The following is a 20,221-nucleotide window of genomic DNA, read 5'->3' as shown; positions in this document are numbered from 1 at the left end:
ATGCAGTATGCGGAATCCCTGAGAGAGCCAGAATAACAATGACGATCGATTCCATACTTCCAGACCCGAAAGACCCTCGACTGTCCCGGGCAGTCGAGGGTGTTGATGAAACCGGCCAACCGAAAGCCATCAGCGTTATCGAAGAGCGCCCCCTGACCATTTACCTGAACAGCCAGGAAATCGTCACCGCCATGACCATTGGCGATCACCCGGAATACCTGGCTCTGGGCTTCCTGTTGAATCAGGGCATGCTGAAAGAGACCGATCAGGTTACCGGGATTGATTTCGACGAAGAGCTGGAAGTGGCCGTGGTGCGCACAGCCGGCATCACGGATGTTGAGGACAAACTGGAAAAGAAAACCCGAACCTCCGGCTGCGCCGTGGGCACGGTGTTTGGTGACATGATGGCAGGGCTGGACGGGCTTTCGCTGCCAGACACCCCGGTACACACCAGTACCTTTTACGACCTGTCCTACCAGATCAACCACACCCCCAGCCTGTACATGGAAACCGGCGCCATCCATGGCACCGCGCTGTGCCAGGGCCGCGAGATTCTGGCGTACATGGAGGATGTCGGGCGCCACAACGCGGTCGACAAGATTGCCGGCTGGATGCATCAGCACAAGGTTTCCGCGGCCGACAAGGTGCTCTATACCACCGGCCGCTTAACCTCCGAAATGGTGATCAAAACGTCCCTGATGGGCATCCCGACCCTGATCAGCCGGTCCGGTTTCACCGCCTGGGGCGTGGATATTGCCCGGCAAGTGGGGCTAACCCTGATCGGTCGGATGCGGGGCAAGAAATTCACCTGCCTCAGTGGCCAGCACCGCCTGGTGTTTGATCAGGACCTGTCTCAGGTTCCGGATGAGGACAAGAAAATGCGTCGTAAAGGGGCTGAGCATGACTGAGTGCGCCGTGATTCTGGCCGGGGGCCAGGCCCACCGAATGGGCGGTGGCGATAAAGGCCGGTTGATGCTGGGGGACCAATCCCTGATTCATCGGGTTATCGAGCGGATAACACCGCAGGTAGACGCCGTGGTACTGAATGCCAATGGCGACCTGTCCCGGTTCGATGATCTGGGGTTACCGGTGGTTGCCGACTCCATCCCGGACTACGCCGGCCCCCTGGCCGGCATTCTGGCGGGCATGGACTGGGCAGCGGAACAGGGCCATGAGTGGCTGATCAGCGTTGCGGCGGATACCCCATCTTTTCCCCTGGACATGGTCGAGCGCCTGTCCGCATCTGGCGCCCCGGTGGTGCTGGCAGCCACACCAGACCCGGAACGTGGGCGGATTCCCCAGCCCACCTTTGGCCGCTGGCAAGTCGCGCTGAGGCATGACCTGAGAGCCGCCCTGAACGACGGCGTGCGCAAGATTCGCCAATGGACGCTGGCCAAGGGTGAAACCCTGGTGATGCTCGAGGAGGCCGACTTCTTCAACATCAATACACCGGAAGACCTGGCTTGGGCGGAGCAGCATCTGACGTGAACGTGATAGGTGTCGTAGGCTGGAAGAATTCGGGCAAGACCACCCTGGCCAGCGCCGTGATTCACGAGTTGTCCAGCAGAGGTTTGACCGTTAACGCCATCAAACACGCCCACCACCTGGTGGACATAGACCAACCCGGAACCGACAGCTACAAGCACCGGGAGGCTGGCGCTCAGGAAGTCATCCTCGCGGGCGGCCAACGCTTTGCCATCATGCACGAACTCCGGGGCGCCCGCGAGCCAACCCTGGATGAGTTGCTGGCCAGGCTGGGCCCCTGCGACTGGGTCGTGGTTGAGGGATTCAAAACCAACGCCCATCCCAAAATTGAAGTTCACCGGCAGGACAGCTCCCACGCCCCCCTGTACCCGCAGGACCCAAGCATTGTGGCGGTGGCGGCAGACTATGCCGCGGATTTCCCGGGCCCGGTCTTCGATATCAACGATGTCACCGGCATCACTGACTTTATTCTGAAGCGTGAACAACCATGAGCAACGCCGCCAATAACGGGAGCCCCACGAAACCGCTCCGCAACGACTGCTTTGCCCTGCCTCCAGGGGTGAACTGGACACCGGTGGACGAAGCGCTGGCGCGGCTGCGTTCCCGCCTGCACCCGGTGGTGGGGGTGGAGCAAGACGTCCCGCTGTCTCAGCTCAACGGCCGAATACTGGCTAAAGATGTCTATGCACCCAGAGCCCACCCGCCAAGCAGCAATTCCGCCGTCGATGGGTATGCCCTTGCCGGCCCTCTAACCGAGGTGCCTTGTGTGCTGCCACTGGCCGATGGCCGCAGTGCTGCCGGTGAACCATACACCGGGCAGGTTCCCGAGGGATACGCCATCCGCATACTCACCGGCGCAGTGATGCCGGCAGGCACAGACACCGTAGTGCTGGAAGAAGACTGCGAGGTCATCGATGGCCAGCTGCACCTGAACGGCACGTTAAAGGCGGGTGCCAACCGGCGCAAAGCCGGCGAGGATATCCAGGTACAGGATTGCATTCTGACCGCCGGCACCCGGCTGACACCTACCCAGATTTCGGTACTTGCCAGTGTGGGTATCGAATCAGTGGATGTTTACCAGCGGCTGCGTGTTGGCGTGTTGTCGACGGGAGACGAAGTAAAGCCCGTCGGTGCCCCGGTGACCGACTGGCAGATTTACGACGCCAACCGCCCGATGCTCAGCGCCATGGTGACGCAACTGGGCTATGAACTGGTCGACCTGGGCCATGCGCTGGACCGGGCTGAGGACGTTAAAGCCGCACTGGAGCGCGGTGCGGACCAATGCGACTTGATCCTCACCAGCGGCGGCGTTTCCGCCGGGGATGAAGACCATGTCTCGAAAACCCTGAAAGCCCACGGTGACATCAGCAACTGGCGCATTGCCATCAAACCGGGCCGCCCCCTGGCGCTGGCCATGTTCAAGGGCACACCGGTGGTGGGTCTGCCGGGCAACCCGGTGGCGGCCTGGGTCTGCGCATTGCGCTTTGGGGTTCCGGCCATGGCACTGCTGGCCGGGGGTGAGTGGTTTGAACCAACGAGTTACCTGATTCCCGCCAACTTTTCCAAGAACAAAAAACCGGGGCGCAGTGAGATGTTGCGGGCACGGGTGCGGGACGGGCAGGTTGAAGTGTTTGGTTCCGAAGGCTCCGGGCGGGTGACCGGCCTGGCCTGGTCTGAAGGTCTGGTGGAGCTGGACGAGAGCGCCCAGGAGATCGAGCCGGGAACGCCCGTTCGCTTTATACCTTATGGCAGCTTCGGGCTGTAATCACTCAACGCTGCCGTGCACGGCGAAGGCTTCCAGTGAGGCATCCTGCGGGGCCCGGGAACGGTAGGTTTCCTCAACCCCCAGTTCGGTCAGGGTTCGGCTGACCATCAGCAGGGTATTGTCCTCGAAGTCCTCACACATGCTGCGCATCTGGTCGATTTCTTCGCAAGCCACGGGGTAGGCCGCCTCTATGTCTGGCGCCCCGTATTGCTCGACAAAGGTTTGCGCCAGGGTCCGGCGCAACCGCTCCAGTTCGGTTTCGGTAATGTCACACACACCCACGAAACTGGCTCGACCACCGGATTCGATGCTGTACCAACCATTACTGAAGGCCTGCCGGGCTTTGCCCTTCAGCTCCGCGTCGGTCCAGTTGGAGAACTCGAATCCGCCCGAAATAGCCCATTCGCCGCTCGGCGCCGGATTCTCGAACACATTGTCATCAGACACATCCAGTCGCAGGGTTCGGGCCAGTTTCATAGGTGCTCCGCGAATTCAATCAGGCTTACGGTTTCTGTCATCACATCTTCCCGTAACAACATCCGGCCTTTGTCATCGAGGCCAACGAAGAGTCCCGGCCTCGGGTAGTCAATCTGCATGCCAAGGGTGTCGCAACGTGGTCGCCAGTCGGTATGTATGCGCTCGAATCCGCTATCCAGAAAGTACGTCAGCCAGAGCAATGTGTGCTTGGACCAGCTTTCCAGCAGCGACATGGGGGTGATATCCACACAGCCTTCTTCACACAGGCAGGTTTCGTCCGGATTCTCACCGGGCTCGTTACCAGCCATGGTGAACGGCACATGAACCCCGATCACCAGCCAGTTCGGGTACGCCTTCGGATCAGACACGTCCGCGGCAAAGCGAACACCGCCGCACACGGCACCATTCACCTTGATACGATCCGGCCACTGGAAATGAACCGGCACCTCTGGCGGCGCCAGCGCACCCAGGCTCTCAGCCAAGCCGATCTGGGCCACGTAGACAGCCTGAATGGCCTCTTCCAGTGGCGTTTCCGGTGCCAACACAAGCGCGGCACGCAAGGTATCCTCCCCTTGCGAGTAGAAGATGGAGCCAGAATCGACCCCGGCGATGGCACGGCTGACCGCCTTGTCAAAAGGGTCGGTATGCTTGGGCACCACCTCGCCCGTCAGCAGTGGCGGAAACTGGGGAGATTGGTTCATAACACAGCCCGGGCATACACATCAGAGGCCATAATTTCATCGGCGATTCGCTGGAACGCCCTGGCCTGGGGACTTTCCGGCTTCGACACCACAATCGGCACACCGCCGTCGGATCCGACCCGGATATCCAGGTCCAGCGGGATTTCGCCCAGGAAAGGCGCCCCAAGCTTTTCCGCTTCCGCCCTGGCGCCGCCAGAGCCGAAGGGATGATGTTCTTTGCCACAACCGTCACAGACGAACGAGGCCATGTTCTCGATCAGGCCAAACAGTGGCACATCCATGCGGTTGAACATGTCGATGCCCTTGCGCGCGTCCATCAGGGCAATGTCCTGGGGCGTCGACACCACAACCGCGCCGGCCACAAAGAACTTCTGGCTAAGCGTCATCTGGACATCGCCGGTGCCGGGGGGCAGATCCACCAGCAACACGTCCAGCCTGCCCCAGTCCACCTGATTCATCATCTGTTCCAGGGCCCCCATCAGCATTGGCCCGCGCCACACGATCGCTTCGTCTTCCGTGGTCATCAGGCCCAGCGACATCAGCGTTACGCCATGATTGCGCAGGGGCAGAATGGTGTGCCCGTCCGGGCTGGAAGGGCGACCGGAAACCCCCAGCATACGGGGCTGGCTGGGCCCATAGACGTCCGCATCAAGCAGCCCCACTTTGAGCCCTTTCGATGCCAGTGCCACCGCCAGGTTGGAGGCCACGGTGGATTTACCAACACCGCCCTTGCCCGAGGCAATGGCGATAATCCGGCTGATACCTCTCGGATTCTTGTCCTGCGGCCGGGGCGCATCGGTTCCGATCAGATTGCTTTTGTCGGCGTTAACGTATTGAACCATACAATGTCCCGATCAGATTTAGTGGTCGCGATAGTCGTCACTGGTGCGAACCCGGGGGCGCTCACCGCTGGCCATGGGCGCACTGTCGCCATGGAACTGGGCCTTTACCCGGCAATCGTCACACATCTTGATGAGCTGGACGTTGTCAGACTTGGTGTACATCCAGTGTTGGTTTTCCAGCTTCTCAACAATCCGGTTAATGGTGCTGGCAACACCAAAGGGTTTACCACACTGGATACATTCGAAGGGATCTTCACCGTGCAGGGCACGGGCGCTCAGTGCCGCCTTGGACAGATCCAGCTGTGGCTTCAGAGTGATGGCGGTTTCCGGACAGGTGCTTTCGCAGACACCGCACTGCACACAGGCGTTCTCGGTGAACTGAACTTCCGGTCGGTCCGGGTGATCGCCAAGCGCACCGGTCGGGCACAGGGATACACAGGCAAGGCACAACGTGCACTTGTCTGAATCAATTTCGATAGCGCCGTAGGGCGCGCCCGCCGGCAGGGGAATGGGCGCCTCAATTTTGTCTGCCATCGCGGTGGCGGCAACTCTGGTGATATCCCTGCGGCCGCCCACCAGCAACACAGGTTCACTCAGGCGGCCGGCATTGTCACCGGCTTCGCCGAGGTGCTCAGCCGCAATAACCCGAATCCGGCTGGGGGAATTGTGGGTACCCACCAGCATGGCTTGGGCCAGTTCCACTTCGGCAGCGACAGCCCGCCGATCCAGTTCGCTGTCGGCCAGCATCAGCACTTCTGCATAGCCCGCACCAAAGGCCGCCAGTATCTCTGCATGGCCTATGCGGTCAATCTGTTCCAGGCCAAACGGAATCAGGTCATCCGCCAGACCATCGTGATACCTGGCCAGGTAGGCAATGGCCTCGGCGCCCGCACCCAGGGAATGAAATACCAGCCGTGGTGCCTCGCCCGCGTGCTCCCGGTAGGTCCTGGCCATCACATCCAGCGCTTTGGTAATCGACTCAAAGGGGGTTTCGTTCATGGTGATGGCGGAGGTCGGGCAAACCGCTGCACAAGTCCCGCAACCGGCGCAGATATCGGAATCAATCTGAATGTGGTCGCCGGCGGAAAAGATGGCCTCGGTGGAACAGACATCCAGGCAACGGGTACAACCGGGCTGGTTCGCCCGCGAGTGGGCGCACAGGGATTCTTCCAGCCGGAAATACACGGTTTTCTCGAACTCACCCACCCGTTCTCTGGCGGTCAGGGCAATGCGCTCCAGCTCACCGCTTTTGGCAGGATCAGCCCAGAAATAGCCGTTGCGCTTCTGGTAGTGTGGAAATGCCGGGGCACCGCCCCGCAGATCGATAAAAATGTCGCACTCGCTGCGGGCCGTGGCCTTTGCGTCGCCATAGGCCGGTGCACCCCGGCCCGCCGGATTCAGCATTTGCAGCTGGGCGAATTCCAGCGTGAAATTGCCCAGTGCGCCTTTGGCCGCGGTCAGTTTACCCCTGGCTACGTCGTACCTGGCGGAGGGTAACTGGACAGGGCCGGCATCACTCACAACGCAGGTAACGCCAAGCTCATCCTGCACCAGTTCCGCCATCCGGATGGCCTGGTCGGTTTGGCCAACGATACAGCAGACGCCACTGGACTGGATGAGCTTTGCCGGCGCCATGGCCGCCGGCAGCTGCGCCCCGACCATCAACGCGGCCTGCTTGGCATGCAGGCGTTTGGGATTGGCATCCGGCGCGCTCCAGCCGGCACGGTCCCGGATATCGATGGTGCTCAACGGCGCGGACTGGCCCACTTCCGCTTGCACATCCTCGCCCAGGCGCTCGAATAACGCCGCTTGCTGGCCGCAGGCAATGAGCACTTCACCAGTGCCGCTCAGGTGTTCGGCGGCCGTAGCCATATCCTTGCCACACAACTCATCCACAACAATCACCTGCCCGGCTGCGGAAGCCGCTTTCAGCGCCTCGGGACTGACGGCCTGCGTTTTTTCGCAGGTGCATAACAGAAGGGTTTTAGTTGGCGTCATCAGGAAAATTACTCTTTTAGTTATTTTTGTACGTATTGATTTCAACCGTGGCTCTTCGAGCATGCCACAGCTGTTTGGCCTTGGACAATCGGATAATTGGATAATTGCCGGGGCTCTGCTAGCTTCAAGAGACAATAAGAAAGAGAAACATCATGAGCAGTCGCACGGACAGTTGGAAACGAGAATTGCCGGTCGGCGCGGTGGTTCGGCGTACCCCCGGGGTCACCCGGTGGGCACGTGATATCTGGACACCCGTTGCTGTGATCCCCGGTGCGCCAGAGGCGTTCTGGAATGAAATGGTCCGCAATGGCGATGTGGTGGATTACCACGCCGGCACCGTGACCATGGAGCTGTTTCGTGCTGATGTGGAAGGTTACCTTGTTTCCCTCAACATGGCCGTCCCCTCTGTTTGGGTCGTGTTGGACAGAGATACCACCGGTCAGTCCCCGGCGGGATGGGTCGTCACCACCATCACCGCCAGTGCCCATGAAGCCCTCGATACCCTGGACAGCGGCGAAAGTATCGTCGAACCCGTTCCGATCCCCGAGTCTCTGGCGGCCTGGATCAAAGAATTTATTGATATGCACTTCGTCGATGAGCCCTTCAAGAAACGCCGCCGAGACCGGGTTGACGTAGATGCCGTCGAAGAGGGCAAAGGCGACCCGCGTATTCGTCAGGAGAGCGACGTTTACCGGGCTCCGACAAACATCAAAAAACCGAATGTGCAGTGATGACTGAATCACGCCTGCAACGATGGTCGCGCAAGAAAGCCGAAGCCAGCAAGCAGTCTGGCCCTACCACCCCCTTACCTGTTGAGAATGAGCCCCCTGCCGAAGAGCAGGAGCTCGCCATTAACCAGGCGCTGCCTGAGCACGAAGTGCTCGAAAAATACGGCTTGCCGGATCCGGACACCATCACACTCGGCACCGACATCACCGGGTTCATGCGCAAGGAGATCCCCGAATTGTTGCGCCGCAAGGCGCTGCGCGCACTCTGGAAATCCAATCCAGTCCTGGCGGTGCTGGATGGCCTCAACGACTACGACGAGGACTACACAGACGCGGCAACCGCAGGCGAAGCCGTCAAGACTTTGTACAAAGTCGGCCAGGGCATGTTCGACAAAACGGCGACAAAGACCGAATCAACAATAGAACACGCAGAACCTCAGACCGGCGAGCCGGAACCAGTCAACACCCGGGAAACTTCGCCACCGGAGGGGTCTTCGGAACCAGAGCCAGCCATTGACTCTTCAAGCCAGCCCAGGCAAGCACCATCGCTGTCGGACGCGGAGGATGAAGAGGCAGAACCGGCCCCACGTTACCGGCCAAGAATGAGGTTTGATTAAACACCACCACAAACCAGACATGTCTCGAGACTGGTTGCGCCATCGCCCTTTCGGGACTATAAATCTAGATAGCACAAAATTTGAACAACAACATGAAGGAACGTGATTTGGCCAACACTGCTGAAAGCCTTTGTCCTCGCTCGATCAGTGACGAGGATCGAGCCAGAGCCCAGATTTACCAGCTACTGGGCACCCTGCTGAGCAACCCACCGTCAAGTGAGTTGCTGAAGGGGCTGGCGACCCTCAAGGGCGACGACACCCTCATTGGGTCTGCCTCGAAGAACCTTGCTGCCCTCGCCCAACGCACCTCGGCCACCGACGCGGAGCGGGAGTATAACAATCTGTTCGTGGGCCTTGGCCGTGGTGAACTGCTGCCTTACGCCAGCTATTACCTGACCGGATTCCTGAACGAAAAGCCTCTTGCGAGCCTTCGCAGTGATTTGATGGCAAGGGGCATCCGTGCCCGTGCCGACGTCAAAGAGCCGGAAGATCACATGGGCACGCTGTGTGAAACCATGGCAGGCATTATCACCGGCGAATTTGAGTGTGACAGCGACCTGCCGTCGCAAAAAGCGTTTTTTGACGCCCACATGGCAAAGTGGGCGCGATTGTTTTTTACCGATCTGGAGCAAGCGCAAAGTGCCATCTTCTACGCCCCCGTGGGCTCGCTTGGTAAAGCATTCATGGCCGTAGAAGCCGACGCCTTTGCAATCCAGTAACCGGGATCAGCTCGATCCCCTGAACCAGGTGGAGATGTTGTATGAACGACCGTAATAAAGAAAACAGCCGCCGACATTTTTTGCGGATGGCCGTTGCCGCTGCCCCCGCTGCAGTTGCAATGACGGTAGCACCGAACGCCGCAGCCGAGGTCGTTAAAGACGTACCGAAAAGCAGCGGCCTGCGCGACACAGAACATACGCGCAAGTATTTCGAATCGGCTCGCTTTTGAAGGGAGCCAGGCCGTTCAAGATTGCGTGATGCTCTTGGATGACCCTGCCCCCGGTAAAACGAGAACAATAAAAGAGAGAGGTATTGGACATGTTAAGGAAGAAAACCAACGGGGTAGCGAAAGGCCCCCGGGCGGGTTCTTTACTTTCATCCCTCGCTGCAACCACCATGGACCGACGGGGCTTTTTGACCGCCTCCGGAGTTGCCGTGGGCGGGCTGGCTGCGTTGTCGTTACCAACCACACGGGTACAGGCCTCAACGCCATCAACTGAAGGCGGAAACGTCGTTCGCAGAAAATCCGTGTGTACCCACTGCTCGGTAGGCTGCACGGTGGAAGCGGAGGTTCAGAACGGTACCTGGATTGGTCAGGAGCCGGGATGGGACAGCCCTTTCAACATGGGCGCCCACTGCGCCAAAGGCGCTTCGGTACGGGAACATGCCCACGGTGAGCGCCGTCTGAAGTCACCCATGAAAATGGTTAACGGTCAGTGGCAGAAGATCTCCTGGGACGACGCCATCAACGAGATTGGCGACAAGATGCTCCATATCCGCGACGAGAGCGGCCCGGATTCCGTCTATTGGCTCGGCAGCGCGAAGTTCAACAACGAACAGGCCTATTTGTTTCGGAAGTTTGCCGCTTACTGGGGCACCAACAACGTCGACCACCAGGCCCGGATCTGTCACTCCACCACCGTTGCCGGTGTAGCCAACACCTGGGGCTACGGCGCGATGACCAACTCCTACAACGACATCCACAATTCCAAGGCCATCTTCCTGATAGGAGGCAACCCGGCCGAAGCACACCCGGTATCGCTGCTGCACATTCTTAAAGCCAAGGAAGAAAACAACGCACCACTGATTGTCTGCGATCCACGCTTCACCCGAACGGCGGCTCATGCCGACGAGTTTGTGCGCTTCCGCCCAGGCTCAGACGTCGCGCTGATCTGGGGCATTCTCTGGCACATTTTCGAAAATAAATGGGAAGACAGAGAGTTTATCCGCACCCGCGTTTATGGCATGGAGCAGATTCGCGAAGAGGTTAAACGCTGGAACCCCGAGGAGGTAGAGCGAGTAACCGGTGCACCCGGAGCACAGCTGGAACGGGTTGCCCGCACTCTGGTCAACAACCGCCCGGGCACGGTGATCTGGTGCATGGGTGGTACCCAGCATACCAACGGTAACAACAACACCCGCGCCTACTGCGTGCTGCAACTGGCACTGGGCAATATGGGCGTGGCCGGCGGTGGCACCAACATTTTCCGGGGCCACGACAACGTACAGGGCGCCACCGACCTTGGCGTACTGGCCGACACCCTGCCCGGCTACTACGGCCTGACCGCCGGCTCCTGGGCCCATTGGGCACGGGTCTGGGAAGAGGACATGGACTGGCTGAAGGGTCGTTTTGTCACCTGGGACAAAGATGGAAAATCCCGGGCCATGATGAACGAAAAAGGCATTCCGGTATCCCGCTGGATAGATGGCGTCCTGGAAGCCAAGGAAAACCTCGAGCAGCCCGACAACACCCGGGCCATGGTGCTGTGGGGCCATGCGCCCAACTCGCAGACCCGTATGCTGGAAATGAAAGAGGCCATGGAGAAGCTCGATCTGCTGGTTGTGGTGGACCCCTTCCCGACGGTTTCAGCGGTGCTGCATGATCGTAAAGAAGGCGCTTACCTGCTGCCGGCCACCACCCAGTTCGAGACTACAGGTTCGGTGACCGCCTCGAACCGCTCTTTGCAGTGGCGTGAAAAAGTGATTGAGCCCCTGTTCGACTCCAAGGTCGACCACGAAATCATGAAGCTCCTTGCGGACAAGTTTGGCTTTACCGATCGCATGTTCCGCAACATCGCCATTGAGGGCAACGAGCCACTGATTGAGGACATCACCCGCGAGTTCAACCGGGGCATGTGGACCATTGGCTACACCGGCCAGTCGCCAGAACGCCTGAAAAAACACATGCAGTATCAGCACCACTTCGACAAGACCACCTTGCGCGCAGTGGGCGGGCCCTGTGATGGAGACACCTACGGTTTGCCCTGGCCCTGCTGGGGCACAGCGGAGATGAACCACCCGGGTACGCATATCCTGTACGACATGTCGGTGCCCGTCTCCAAAGGCGGCCTCACCTTCCGGGCGCGATTCGGGGTGGAGCACAACGGCCAGAACATTCTGGCAGACGGTGTTTACTCCAAAGACTCCGAAATCAAGGATGGTTACCCGGAATTCACCATGCAAATGCTGATGGATCTGGGCTGGGACAGCGATCTGACCGCAGAGGAACGGGCTGCCATCGAAGCTGTTGGCGGACCAACCGCAAACTGGAAAACGGACCTGTCAGGCGGTATCCAGCGGGTGGCCATCAAGCACGAATGCGCGCCCTTTGGTAATGCCAAGGCCCGCACCATCGTCTGGAACTTCCCGGACCCCGTGCCACTGCACCGTGAACCGCTGTATACCAATCGTCGCGACCTGATCGAGGACTATCCAACCTACGCCGACAAGACCTTCTGGCGGGTGCCAACCCTGTACGAGTCGATCCAGAAGAACGACTTCAGCAAGGACTTCCCCATCATTCTGACCTCCGGTCGACTGGTGGAATACGAAGGGGGTGGCGACGAAACTCGCTCCAACCCCTGGCTGGCGGAACTCCAGCAGGACATGTTCATTGAGGTGAATCCACGCGACGCGAATAACATGAACATTCGCGACGGCAGGGATGTCTGGGTGTCTGGCCCGGAGGGCGCACGCATCAAGGTAAAAGCAATGGTTACCGAAAGGGTTGGCGAAGGCGTGGCCTTCATGCCGTTCCACTTCGGCGGTCACCTGCAAGGCGAGGATCGCAGGCACAAGTATCCAAAGGGTGCTGATCCTTACGTGTTGGGTGAATCCACAAACACCGTTCAGACATACGGGTACGACTCGGTCACGCAGATGCAAGAGACCAAGTGCACCCTGTGTGCCATCGAACCAGCATAACAAGAGGTGTAGACCATGGCACTTGAAGGACAAGCAAGAGCAAAATTCCTTTGTGACGCCGAGCGCTGCATCGAATGTAATGCTTGCGTGACAGCCTGTAAGAACGAGCACGAGGTCCCCTGGGGCATCAACCGCCGCCGCGTGGTTACCATTGAAGACGGTAAACCGGGTGAGCGGTCCATCTCGGTAGCTTGCATGCACTGTTCAGACGCGCCCTGTATGGCCGTGTGCCCAACAGACTGCTTCTACCAGACGGCGGACGGCATTGTGCTGCACTCCAAGGATCTGTGTATCGGGTGTGGCTATTGTTTTTACGCCTGCCCCTTCGGTGCGCCGCAGTTTCCCCAGGCGGGAAACTTTGGCAGCCGGGGCAAGATGGACAAGTGCACGTTCTGTGCGGGTGGCCCGGAGGAAGACCACTCCACAACCGAGTTCAACAAATACGGCCGTAACCGTATTGCAGAGGGCAAATTGCCACTCTGCGCGGAAATGTGCTCAACCAAAGCCCTGTTGGCCGGTGATGGCAACACGGTTTCGGACATCTATCGCCAGCGAGTGGTGAACCGCGGTTTCGGTTCCGGCGCCTGGGGATGGGGCACAGCCTACGAGAAGAAGGGCGCGTAAACCCACCGGACAGTTCCGGGGCCTTCGGGCCCCGGAACTGATTTCGGCATTGTCTTCTTTTGGTCTATTCCGCTGGAGCACTCTGATGAAAACAAAACTATTGGGTGCCGCCCTGCTTGCTATGGCGACACTGCTTTTTCAGCCTGCCTGGGCGAGTGATGCCCCGGCGGTTGATCGAACCGCGACCGGGGGCGCGCAAACCCTCGAAGATATCATGGCTCGCCAGCAACAGCTGAAAATGGACGAGTCGTTCCGTTCTGAAAACCTCGGCAACCCGGCCAACGCCAAACCGATCACGGAGCAACTGGGCACCCGGGGCGGCGTGTCAGACTCCGATGTCTGGCGGGGCATCCGCTACAACCAGAGCGATATCAAAACCCAGGCCAGGGGCCCCGGGGCCGATGTGCTGATTCAGGATGGGGGAATGCCTTGGTACAAGCTGCGGGAGGGCCCGATCATCTCCTACGGCGGTGGCGCACTTCTGGGCATCATTCTGCTGCTGGTGGTGTTCTACTTTGTTCGCGGCAAAATCATGATTGATGGTGGCCCCTCAGGCACCAAAATCGAACGATTCAAAGCCATCGAACGCTTTGGCCATTGGCTGTTGGCGGGTTCGTTTATCGCACTGGCCCTGACCGGCCTGATCACGCTGATGGGGCGAAGTTTCCTGATTCCCGTGATTGGGCACGAGGCCTATTCAACCCTCGCCGTGGGTTCCAAGTGGTTGCACAATAATGTCGCCTGGGCCTTTATGCTGGGCCTGGTCATGACCTTTTGCATGTGGGTCGCGCACAACATACCCAACAAGCTCGACTGGCAGTGGATCAAGGCGGGCGGTGGCATCTTCACCAAGTCCCACCCCTCCTCGAAGAAGTTCAACGCCGGCCAGAAGATCATCTTCTGGACCGTGATGCTGCTGGGTGTCTCGGTGTCCCTGTCAGGCCTGTCGCTGCTGTTCCCGTTTGAAATGCCCATGTTCGCTGGCACCTTCAGCGTTATTAACAGTGTTATCGGTACCGACTTCCCGACTGCGCTGACGCCCCATGAAGAGATGCAGTACGCCAACATCTGGCACTCTATCGTCGCGTTCGCCATGATGGTGGCCATCATCGCCCACATCTACATCGGCTCTGTCGGTATGGAAGGTGCGTTTGATGCCATGGGCAACGGCCAGGTTGACCGTGAATGGGCCCGCCAGCATCACGACCTGTGGGTGGAAGAGGTTGAGGCAAAACAAGGCAAAGGGGGTTCATCATGAAAGTTATGGTAGCCGCGTTTGTCGTGGCTCTGGTCATTGCCGTTTGCGCGCCCGTGGTACTGAACCAGTTTGGCTGGTCCTCCGCAGAACAAGGCAGCAGCTCCACGAGTGTGCGCCTTGACTGACCAAACAGAGGTATACCGGATCGACGCTGTCGGTCTGGTATGCCCGCTTCCGGTTTTGCGCTTCAAGAAACGCACCCAGGGGCTGCCCAGTGGCACCCGGGTGGAATTCCTGGCGGATGACGTCAGTGGCCGCCGCGATTTGCAGGCCCTGTGCGAGATCACCGGCCACCAGATTGAATCGGTCCACGAAGAAGATAACGGCGTCATTCGTTATCGTATTTGCCTGGCCTGAAGCAAAGCGCCCAATACCTCTGGCCACAGATCATGTTTGCGATGCACTACGACGTCGATATTGGTCCGGTGTAACGCCAAACCACCGCTTGAATGCCCGCCGGAAATTCGCGCTGTCGTGATAATTCAGCAACTCCGCAATGGCCTCGACGGACACCGAGCTGTCCCGCAGATAGCCTATCGCCTGCTGCGACAAAATGCCGTCTCTCAATTGCCGAAAACTGGTGCCTTCCGCTTTCAATCTCCTCGCCAACGTGCGCTTGCAGATAAACAGCGCGGCGGCGGCCTCTTCTTCAGTCAACACCCCGGGCGGATGAGACAGCATCATTTTCTGTACCCGGTATTTGCAGCTCTCACGGTCGGACTGCAATTGCGCCAGCATGCATTCACACTGCTTCAGCGCCATCATGTAGTTCTCATGGTTGGCGGACGCATTGGGCACCTTGCACACGTCGAGCGGAATGTTCAGCGCGAGTGAGGTTGCGCCAAACGTTATCGAACCCGGAATGTAGTCCGCGTAGCAATGGCTGTACCCAGGCTCCTTGTGCAGAAACCCGCATACCACCTCCCCCACCGGTCGGCCCACAATAAATTCCGCACAATCAAAGAAGATCACCGCAAAGCTCTCACTCAGAACCTTTAAAAGTGATTCCGACAATTCCACATGAAAGCGGCAAGTCACCTCCAACCAGTTGTCCCTGGCGGCCATCTCAAGGCGGGCCAGGTTCATGCGGGTTGGCAGGAAGACCTGAAAAGCCCGAATGGCAGTCAGCAGGTCCGGGCTGCTGTTGACCAGAAACCCCATGGCACCGTGGGTAGGCGACGTCAGCCGCCGGCCCAGGCGCAATCCGAAGGTATCGTCATTGGCCAGCTGCAAACTGTTATCCAGTATCTGCAATTGCTGTTGCGGGGTCAGCAGAGTGTCCTCCTGCAGAAACTGATCCACTGTCAGCTGGGTCATCGCCAGCAAATCCGGGACATCGCGGGTTTGTAAAGCCAACTCCCGGGCAATCAGTCGGCTGTAATTGGAGGGAATACACGGCTGGCTCAGGTCAATGTCGCGCATCATTATTCTTGTGTCCTTGAGTGAGCGCCTGAAGACCGGCGCACACCTTGAGTGTCTTTAAATGACCCCTCGCTGTCAATTAATGACCTGCCACCCGAACACCGCTGATCGTAATCTGGCTTCCACTGAAGCCACTCTAAAAACAACAGAGGTGAAACGCGTATGGGTCAGATCACATTTATTGAACACAACGGTGCCGCACATGTGGTCGAGATTGCCGCAGGCCAATCGCTGATGCAGACCGCCGTTGATAACGGCATCCCGGGAATAGACGCGGATTGTGGCGGCGCCTGCGCCTGTGGCACCTGCCATGTAATTGTTGATCACAACTGGATTCAGGCCACCGGCAACATCAACGCCGATGAGCAGGGCATGCTGGGTCTCACGCCCGAAAGAGCCGATACCTCACGCCTGTCTTGCCAGATCACCGTCTCGGAGGCCCTGGATGGTCTGATTGTGCGCCTGCCGGAATTCCAGATGTAGGCAACACCCGAGTTCGATCTCGAAACCTTCGGACGACCACCACCTGTACCAACAACCACTACGAACCCCGAGGTGCTGTATGCGCGTACTGAGTCCCTTACTTGAACCTGTTATTCAGCCAGCCTTGAACCTAGCCACGTCGATCATTCCCATCCATTGGCAGATCAAAGGCGCCCATGCCTTTCAGAATGTGAAACATCGCATTGGCAGGGACCGACCGGTGCCGGTTTTCGAAGAAACCCCGCTACCGGATGTCTCAACACTCGCGCTCGAAGACATCGACCTCAGTAACCCCTTCCTGTATCGGCAAGGCCTGTGGCGATCCTATTTCAAGCGGTTACGAGATGAGTGCCCGGTGCATTTCCAAAAGCAGAGCCCGTTCGGCCCCTTCTGGTCCGTCACCCGCTATGAGGACATCCTGTTTGTAGACACCCGTCATGACCTGTTCTCCGCCGAGCCCATCATTTCCATCGGCCCCCAGCCCGAGGGCCTGGAAATTGAAACCTTCATTGCCATGGACCCACCCAAACACGACGCTCAACGACAAGCCGTTCAGGGCGTGGTGGCGCCAAAGAACCTGATGCAGATGGAGGCGCTGATTCGCAGCCGCACAGCCGATGTGCTGGACCAGCTGCCGGTGGACGAACCCTTTGACTGGGTACAACGGGTATCGGTTGAACTCACTTCCCGTATGCTGGCCACCCTGTTCGATTTCCCCTTCGAGCTGCGTCACAAACTCGCTTACTGGTCGGATGTGGCCTCCGGCGCCCCGGAATCCACCGGAGGGCACGCCAACCGTGACGAGTTTTTCCGGGCGGCCGCCGATATGGCGCAGCAGATGTCGTTGTTGTGGCGAGAAAAGGAGGCACGGAAAGCTGCTGGTGAAGAAACCGGGTTTGACCTGATCAGTCTGCTGTTGGCCAATGACGACACCCGGGACATGATCAACCGCCCCATGGAGTTCATGGGTAATATGGTGCTGCTGATCATTGGCGGCAACGACACCACCCGTAATTCCATGACCGGCGGCGTGCTGGCGCTTAACCAGTTTCCAGAGCAGTTCACAAAACTCAAACAGAATCCCGAGCTGATTCCCAATATGGTGTCAGAAATCATCCGCTGGCAAACACCCCTGGCCTACATGCGCAGGGTTGCGAAACAGGATGTGACGCTGAACGGGCAGACCATTAAACAGGGTGACAAGGTGGTTATGTGGTACGCCTCGGGCAATCGGGATGAGCGGGCCTTCGAGCAAGACCCGGACCAGTTCATTATTGATCGGAAAAACGTGCGTAAGCATCTTTCCTTCGGTTTCGGCGTGCACCGCTGCATGGGTAACCGCCTGGCAGAATTGCAGCTCAGGATCTTATGGGAGGAGATACTGAAACGCTTTGACCGTATTGAAGTTTTGGCAGAGCCCGAGTACGTTCAGTCCAATTTCGTACGCGGCTACAGTGCGATGACGGTAAAACTCTCCGCCAAGCCCTGACGAGGGGGTTAACACCGGATGGGCATCACCTGTTAAACTGCTTTCGGAGCAGGCCCGCAGGGCGTGCAGTACGCAATCAGGTTTAAAGCTTGTCGGAACGGTTTCAGGGCGAGCGGGGTTTATTGAACGATGGCAAAGCAACAGGCATTCACTCCAACTCACAAGGTGCTGCTTGGCATCACCGTGCTCATGGTGTTGATCGCCAGCTTCTGGTCCACACAAAGCTCATCCGCGAAGATACCCGCCCTACCGGTTGAGCCCCTGGTTACCCCTACTGATCCCTCTGCCGGTGTTGGGGCGCTGCCTGATACGCTTGCCGAATCCCGTTCAGACACCCGCACCCAGCACCACGAAGTTCAGCCCGGCGACACCCTGAGCAGTATTTTCAGCCGCTACGGGGCACCCACGTCTGATCTGTACAAAATCATGGAAACGGATGTGGAATACCTGGCCCTGGAAACCCTGCAACCCGGCACCCAGCTGCGGCTGACCTTTGACGATCAGGACAGGTTCACCGAGCTTGCCCTTGTGCTTGATTCCGCCCGCACCGTTTTCTATACCCGCACCGACGATGACCAGTTCGAATACCGCCGGATGGAAGCAGACACTCACTGGGTGTCTGAAGTGCTTAGAGGTTCCATTGAAGGCAGCTTCTACGTTTCTGCGGTAAAAGCAGGGCTCACCGCGCACCAGATTGCCTCGGTCAACCAGTTACTGGAACACCGCCTGAATTTCCGGCGGGATCTACGTGCCGGCGACCAGTTTGCCGTGATCATCAGCCATGAAATGACTGATGACCAAAGCACCGGTAAAACCCGGGTTGAAGCGGTTTCGCTGAAGCGCGGGAGCCGCACACACACCGCATTCCGGTTTGAGGACGGCAATTACTACGACCAAAGCGGTAAAAGTGTGCTGCCCGCGTTTCGCCGCTGGCCCACCCAGACGCCTTACCGGGTCAGTTCCCACTTCAATCCGAACCGCAAGCACCCGGTCACCAAGCGAATCGCCCCGCACAACGGCGTTGATCTGGCCACCCCCGTTGGCACCCCCATTTTCAGTACCGGCGATGGCATTGTGCAGCGCGTAGGTAACCATCCTTTCGCAGGCAAGTACATCGACATCGACCACGGCAACGCTTACAAAACCCGTTACCTGCATCTGCACAGGATTCTGGTCAAGAAAGGACAGTCCATTCAGCGGGGTGAGAGAATTGCGCTGTCTGGCAACACCGGGCGCAGCACCGGCCCTCACCTGCATTTTGAGCTGCATGTGAATGGACGGCCGGTGAATCCTCTGAAGGCAGATATACCTACCGCAGCGGACATCCCCAGTGAACACGCCAAAGCGTTCAAAGAGGACGCTTCCTACAAGCTGGCGGTTATGGAACGGGCGGGTAGCCGTTCGAATCTGATGTTGGCGGGTGCTCGGGTTTCGTTTGACTGAACCCGACCATTCAGCACGGGTAACCATCAACCGCTTATAGCCCAGGGATACTAGCTATGCCCGAGAGCCTGGCCTGGTTTCCAGACAACCTCAGCCTGCCGGAGTCGGCCTTACCACTGCTGATCAGCACCACGCTCCTGATCCTTGGTGTGATTGCCCTGAGGGTTGTCATCGCAGGGGTTATCCGGCGCAACGTGGCGTCATCTGAACTGCGTGGCCGGCTCTTGGTCAATTCCCGAAATGCACTGGTGTTGCTGGCGGTGTTCGGCCTGGTCTTTATCTGGGGCGAGCAGCTTCGTTCCCTGGCGCTGTCGATCGTCGCCATCGCGGTAGCGTTTGTGGTGGCTACCAAGGAACTGATTCTTTGTGTGTCCGGCTCCATTCTCAAAGGCGGTGCCGGCTCATTCAGCATTGGCGATCGTATTCAGGTAAAGGATTTTCGGGGTGATGTGATCGACCAGACCCTGCTGACCACCACGCTGCTGGAAGTTGGGCCCGGCAAGGCCAGCCATCAGCGCACCGGGCGCATGATCGTGTTGCCCAATGCGTTGTTTGTATCGGAGCCAGTTACTAATGAGAGCTTCACCGACCACTGGGATTTCCACGTTTTTACTGTGCCGTTCAAACGCGAAGACAACTGGCCAGCGGCCCGGGAAGCCCTGTTAAATGCCGCAAACCGCCACTGCGAGTCGTACCTGGATACCGCTCGCAAATACATGAGCAAAGTGGGTACAGCCCGAGGACTGGAAGTGCCCTCTGTCGATCCCAGGGTCACTATCCAGGCTCCCGCCGCCGGAGAGATTCATCTAACCGTCCGATTACCCACCCGCACCGGGCAACGCAGTTATATCGAGCAGGCCATTCTGTCAGAGGTTTTTCTGAACAATGATTTTTCTGCCAAGAAAGCTGAGCCCGAACCAAGCGAACCCACGAAGGAATAATTGAACCTTCCAGTTGTCAAAAGT

Annotated in this window: 22 protein-coding genes; 17 read left to right on the top strand and 5 right to left on the bottom strand. The window is 58.6% G+C overall.

The features are described from left to right. Window positions 1-38: 38 nt before the first annotated feature. The 4 genes from RVM24_RS18350 to RVM24_RS18335 are packed head-to-tail and all read left to right on the top strand — an operon-like array spanning window position 39 to window position 3,250. Complete coding sequence (locus RVM24_RS18350) at window positions 39-908, top strand: formate dehydrogenase accessory sulfurtransferase FdhD (protein ID WP_431474540.1); 870 nt, start codon at window positions 39-41, stop codon at window positions 906-908. After that, window positions 901-1,488, top strand: a complete 588-nt coding sequence (gene mobA / locus RVM24_RS18345) for a molybdenum cofactor guanylyltransferase MobA (protein ID WP_431474539.1) — start codon at window positions 901-903, stop codon at window positions 1,486-1,488. Before RVM24_RS18350 ends, mobA begins: the two co-directional genes overlap by 8 nt. Continuing rightward, window positions 1,485-1,976: a molybdopterin-guanine dinucleotide biosynthesis protein B gene (mobB, locus tag RVM24_RS18340; RefSeq protein ID WP_431474538.1), complete on the top strand. Its 492-nt coding sequence runs from the start codon at window positions 1,485-1,487 to the stop codon at window positions 1,974-1,976. The genes mobA and mobB overlap by 4 nt, the downstream gene beginning before the upstream one ends. Continuing rightward, on the top strand, window positions 1,973-3,250 hold the full coding sequence (locus RVM24_RS18335; protein WP_431474537.1) for a molybdopterin-binding protein: 1,278 nt from the start codon (window positions 1,973-1,975) through the stop codon (window positions 3,248-3,250). Before mobB ends, RVM24_RS18335 begins: the two co-directional genes overlap by 4 nt. Here the strand turns inward: RVM24_RS18335 and RVM24_RS18330 are convergent, their stop codons facing one another. From RVM24_RS18330 to RVM24_RS18315, 4 genes are read right to left on the bottom strand one after another with little or no spacing between them, the layout of a single operon-like run. Next, window positions 3,251-3,727, bottom strand: coding sequence for a DUF6505 family protein (locus tag RVM24_RS18330; protein WP_431474536.1), 477 nt, complete (start codon window positions 3,725-3,727; stop codon window positions 3,251-3,253). After that, window positions 3,724-4,428: a biotin/lipoate--protein ligase family protein gene (locus RVM24_RS18325; protein WP_431474535.1), complete on the bottom strand. Its 705-nt coding sequence runs from the start codon at window positions 4,426-4,428 to the stop codon at window positions 3,724-3,726. The genes RVM24_RS18330 and RVM24_RS18325 overlap by 4 nt, the downstream gene beginning before the upstream one ends. After that, complete coding sequence (locus RVM24_RS18320; RefSeq protein WP_082780612.1) at window positions 4,425-5,270, bottom strand: Mrp/NBP35 family ATP-binding protein; 846 nt, start codon at window positions 5,268-5,270, stop codon at window positions 4,425-4,427. The genes RVM24_RS18325 and RVM24_RS18320 overlap by 4 nt, the downstream gene beginning before the upstream one ends. 18 nt (window positions 5,271-5,288) lie before the next feature. Next, window positions 5,289-7,268 carry a 4Fe-4S binding protein gene (locus RVM24_RS18315; protein ID WP_431474534.1) on the bottom strand — a complete coding sequence of 660 codons (1,980 nt, stop codon included), beginning with the start codon at window positions 7,266-7,268 and terminating at the stop codon, window positions 5,289-5,291. 152 nt (window positions 7,269-7,420) lie between these two features. On the opposite strand from RVM24_RS18315, the gene RVM24_RS18310 reads away from it, so the two are divergent. The 9 genes from RVM24_RS18310 to RVM24_RS18270 all read left to right on the top strand — a co-directional run bounded on the left by RVM24_RS18310 (window position 7,421) and on the right by RVM24_RS18270 (window position 14,776). Then, on the top strand, window positions 7,421-7,999 hold the full coding sequence (locus RVM24_RS18310; RefSeq protein WP_286920770.1) for a DUF3305 domain-containing protein: 579 nt from the start codon (window positions 7,421-7,423) through the stop codon (window positions 7,997-7,999). Continuing rightward, window positions 7,999-8,613 (top strand): DUF3306 domain-containing protein, encoded by a 615-nt coding sequence (locus RVM24_RS18305; protein WP_286920769.1) that lies wholly within the window; start codon window positions 7,999-8,001, stop codon window positions 8,611-8,613. The genes RVM24_RS18310 and RVM24_RS18305 overlap by 1 nt, the downstream gene beginning before the upstream one ends. A 92-nt stretch (window positions 8,614-8,705) precedes the next feature. After that, on the top strand, window positions 8,706-9,332 hold the full coding sequence (locus tag RVM24_RS18300) for a TorD/DmsD family molecular chaperone (RefSeq protein WP_431474533.1): 627 nt from the start codon (window positions 8,706-8,708) through the stop codon (window positions 9,330-9,332). A 41-nt stretch (window positions 9,333-9,373) separates the two neighbouring features. Next, entirely contained in the window at window positions 9,374-9,562 is a 189-nt protein-coding gene (locus tag RVM24_RS18295; protein WP_058092954.1) for a twin-arginine translocation signal domain-containing protein, read from the top strand. A gap of 89 nt (window positions 9,563-9,651) precedes the next feature. Beyond that, window positions 9,652-12,537, top strand: coding sequence for a formate dehydrogenase subunit alpha (locus tag RVM24_RS18290; RefSeq protein WP_431474532.1), 2,886 nt, complete (start codon window positions 9,652-9,654; stop codon window positions 12,535-12,537). Between the two features lie 15 nt (window positions 12,538-12,552). After that, window positions 12,553-13,161, top strand: coding sequence for a formate dehydrogenase FDH3 subunit beta (gene fdh3B / locus RVM24_RS18285; protein WP_058092956.1), 609 nt, complete (start codon window positions 12,553-12,555; stop codon window positions 13,159-13,161). An 85-nt stretch (window positions 13,162-13,246) separates the two neighbouring features. Further along, complete coding sequence (locus RVM24_RS18280) at window positions 13,247-14,419, top strand: formate dehydrogenase subunit gamma (RefSeq protein WP_431474531.1); 1,173 nt, start codon at window positions 13,247-13,249, stop codon at window positions 14,417-14,419. Beyond that, the gene (locus RVM24_RS18275; protein WP_264753582.1) at window positions 14,416-14,544 is read left to right on the top strand and encodes a hypothetical protein; all 129 of its coding nucleotides are present in this window, start codon (window positions 14,416-14,418) and stop codon (window positions 14,542-14,544) included. The genes RVM24_RS18280 and RVM24_RS18275 overlap by 4 nt, the downstream gene beginning before the upstream one ends. After that, on the top strand, window positions 14,537-14,776 hold the full coding sequence (locus tag RVM24_RS18270; protein ID WP_061333170.1) for a sulfurtransferase TusA family protein: 240 nt from the start codon (window positions 14,537-14,539) through the stop codon (window positions 14,774-14,776). The genes RVM24_RS18275 and RVM24_RS18270 overlap by 8 nt, the downstream gene beginning before the upstream one ends. A gap of 30 nt (window positions 14,777-14,806) precedes the next feature. On the opposite strand, the gene RVM24_RS18265 is transcribed toward RVM24_RS18270, so the two are convergent. Continuing rightward, the gene (locus RVM24_RS18265; RefSeq protein WP_431474530.1) at window positions 14,807-15,844 is read right to left on the bottom strand and encodes a helix-turn-helix domain-containing protein; all 1,038 of its coding nucleotides are present in this window, start codon (window positions 15,842-15,844) and stop codon (window positions 14,807-14,809) included. A gap of 159 nt (window positions 15,845-16,003) precedes the next feature. Between RVM24_RS18265 and RVM24_RS18260 the strand changes: the two genes are divergently transcribed. From RVM24_RS18260 to RVM24_RS18245, 4 genes are all read left to right on the top strand, one after another. Continuing rightward, window positions 16,004-16,324 (top strand): 2Fe-2S iron-sulfur cluster-binding protein, encoded by a 321-nt coding sequence (locus tag RVM24_RS18260; RefSeq protein WP_431474529.1) that lies wholly within the window; start codon window positions 16,004-16,006, stop codon window positions 16,322-16,324. 79 nt (window positions 16,325-16,403) lie between these two features. Then, entirely contained in the window at window positions 16,404-17,813 is a 1,410-nt protein-coding gene (locus RVM24_RS18255; protein WP_431474528.1) for a cytochrome P450, read from the top strand. A gap of 129 nt (window positions 17,814-17,942) precedes the next feature. Continuing rightward, entirely contained in the window at window positions 17,943-19,256 is a 1,314-nt protein-coding gene (locus RVM24_RS18250) for a peptidoglycan DD-metalloendopeptidase family protein (protein WP_431474527.1), read from the top strand. Window positions 19,257-19,312: 56 nt separating this feature from the next. Continuing rightward, on the top strand, window positions 19,313-20,197 hold the full coding sequence (locus RVM24_RS18245; protein WP_106694369.1) for a mechanosensitive ion channel family protein: 885 nt from the start codon (window positions 19,313-19,315) through the stop codon (window positions 20,195-20,197). Window positions 20,198-20,221: the final 24 nt, after the last annotated feature.

Origin of the sequence: Marinobacter sp. KM021 (assembly GCF_050707965.1) — a bacterium.
GTDB classification, from domain to species: Bacteria; Pseudomonadota; Gammaproteobacteria; order Pseudomonadales; family Oleiphilaceae; genus Marinobacter; species Marinobacter shengliensis.
This window is presented reverse-complemented; position numbering and strand designations above follow the sequence as displayed.

Excerpts from the sequence above, each read along its gene's own strand:
- RVM24_RS18280 (WP_431474531.1), top strand. The coding sequence starts at position 13,247 with ATGAAAACAAAACTATTGGGTGCCGCCCTGCTTGCTATGGCGACACTG.
- RVM24_RS18255 (WP_431474528.1), top strand. The coding sequence starts at position 16,404 with ATGCGCGTACTGAGTCCCTTACTTGAACCTGTTATTCAGCCAGCCTTG.
- RVM24_RS18330 (WP_431474536.1), bottom strand. The coding sequence starts at position 3,727 with ATGAAACTGGCCCGAACCCTGCGACTGGATGTGTCTGATGACAATGTG.
- mobA (WP_431474539.1), top strand. The coding sequence starts at position 901 with ATGACTGAGTGCGCCGTGATTCTGGCCGGGGGCCAGGCCCACCGAATG.
- RVM24_RS18295 (WP_058092954.1), top strand. The coding sequence starts at position 9,374 with ATGAACGACCGTAATAAAGAAAACAGCCGCCGACATTTTTTGCGGATG.
- RVM24_RS18260 (WP_431474529.1), top strand. The coding sequence starts at position 16,004 with ATGGGTCAGATCACATTTATTGAACACAACGGTGCCGCACATGTGGTC.
- RVM24_RS18310 (WP_286920770.1), top strand. The coding sequence starts at position 7,421 with ATGAGCAGTCGCACGGACAGTTGGAAACGAGAATTGCCGGTCGGCGCG.
- fdh3B (WP_058092956.1), top strand. The coding sequence starts at position 12,553 with ATGGCACTTGAAGGACAAGCAAGAGCAAAATTCCTTTGTGACGCCGAG.
- RVM24_RS18300 (WP_431474533.1), top strand. The coding sequence starts at position 8,706 with ATGAAGGAACGTGATTTGGCCAACACTGCTGAAAGCCTTTGTCCTCGC.
- RVM24_RS18325 (WP_431474535.1), bottom strand. The coding sequence starts at position 4,428 with ATGAACCAATCTCCCCAGTTTCCGCCACTGCTGACGGGCGAGGTGGTG.
- RVM24_RS18265 (WP_431474530.1), bottom strand. The coding sequence starts at position 15,844 with ATGATGCGCGACATTGACCTGAGCCAGCCGTGTATTCCCTCCAATTAC.
- RVM24_RS18250 (WP_431474527.1), top strand. The coding sequence starts at position 17,943 with ATGGCAAAGCAACAGGCATTCACTCCAACTCACAAGGTGCTGCTTGGC.
- RVM24_RS18305 (WP_286920769.1), top strand. The coding sequence starts at position 7,999 with ATGACTGAATCACGCCTGCAACGATGGTCGCGCAAGAAAGCCGAAGCC.
- RVM24_RS18350 (WP_431474540.1), top strand. The coding sequence starts at position 39 with ATGACGATCGATTCCATACTTCCAGACCCGAAAGACCCTCGACTGTCC.
- RVM24_RS18335 (WP_431474537.1), top strand. The coding sequence starts at position 1,973 with ATGAGCAACGCCGCCAATAACGGGAGCCCCACGAAACCGCTCCGCAAC.
- RVM24_RS18290 (WP_431474532.1), top strand. The coding sequence starts at position 9,652 with ATGTTAAGGAAGAAAACCAACGGGGTAGCGAAAGGCCCCCGGGCGGGT.
- RVM24_RS18275 (WP_264753582.1), top strand. The coding sequence starts at position 14,416 with ATGAAAGTTATGGTAGCCGCGTTTGTCGTGGCTCTGGTCATTGCCGTT.
- RVM24_RS18315 (WP_431474534.1), bottom strand. The coding sequence starts at position 7,268 with ATGACGCCAACTAAAACCCTTCTGTTATGCACCTGCGAAAAAACGCAG.
- RVM24_RS18320 (WP_082780612.1), bottom strand. The coding sequence starts at position 5,270 with ATGGTTCAATACGTTAACGCCGACAAAAGCAATCTGATCGGAACCGAT.
- RVM24_RS18245 (WP_106694369.1), top strand. The coding sequence starts at position 19,313 with ATGCCCGAGAGCCTGGCCTGGTTTCCAGACAACCTCAGCCTGCCGGAG.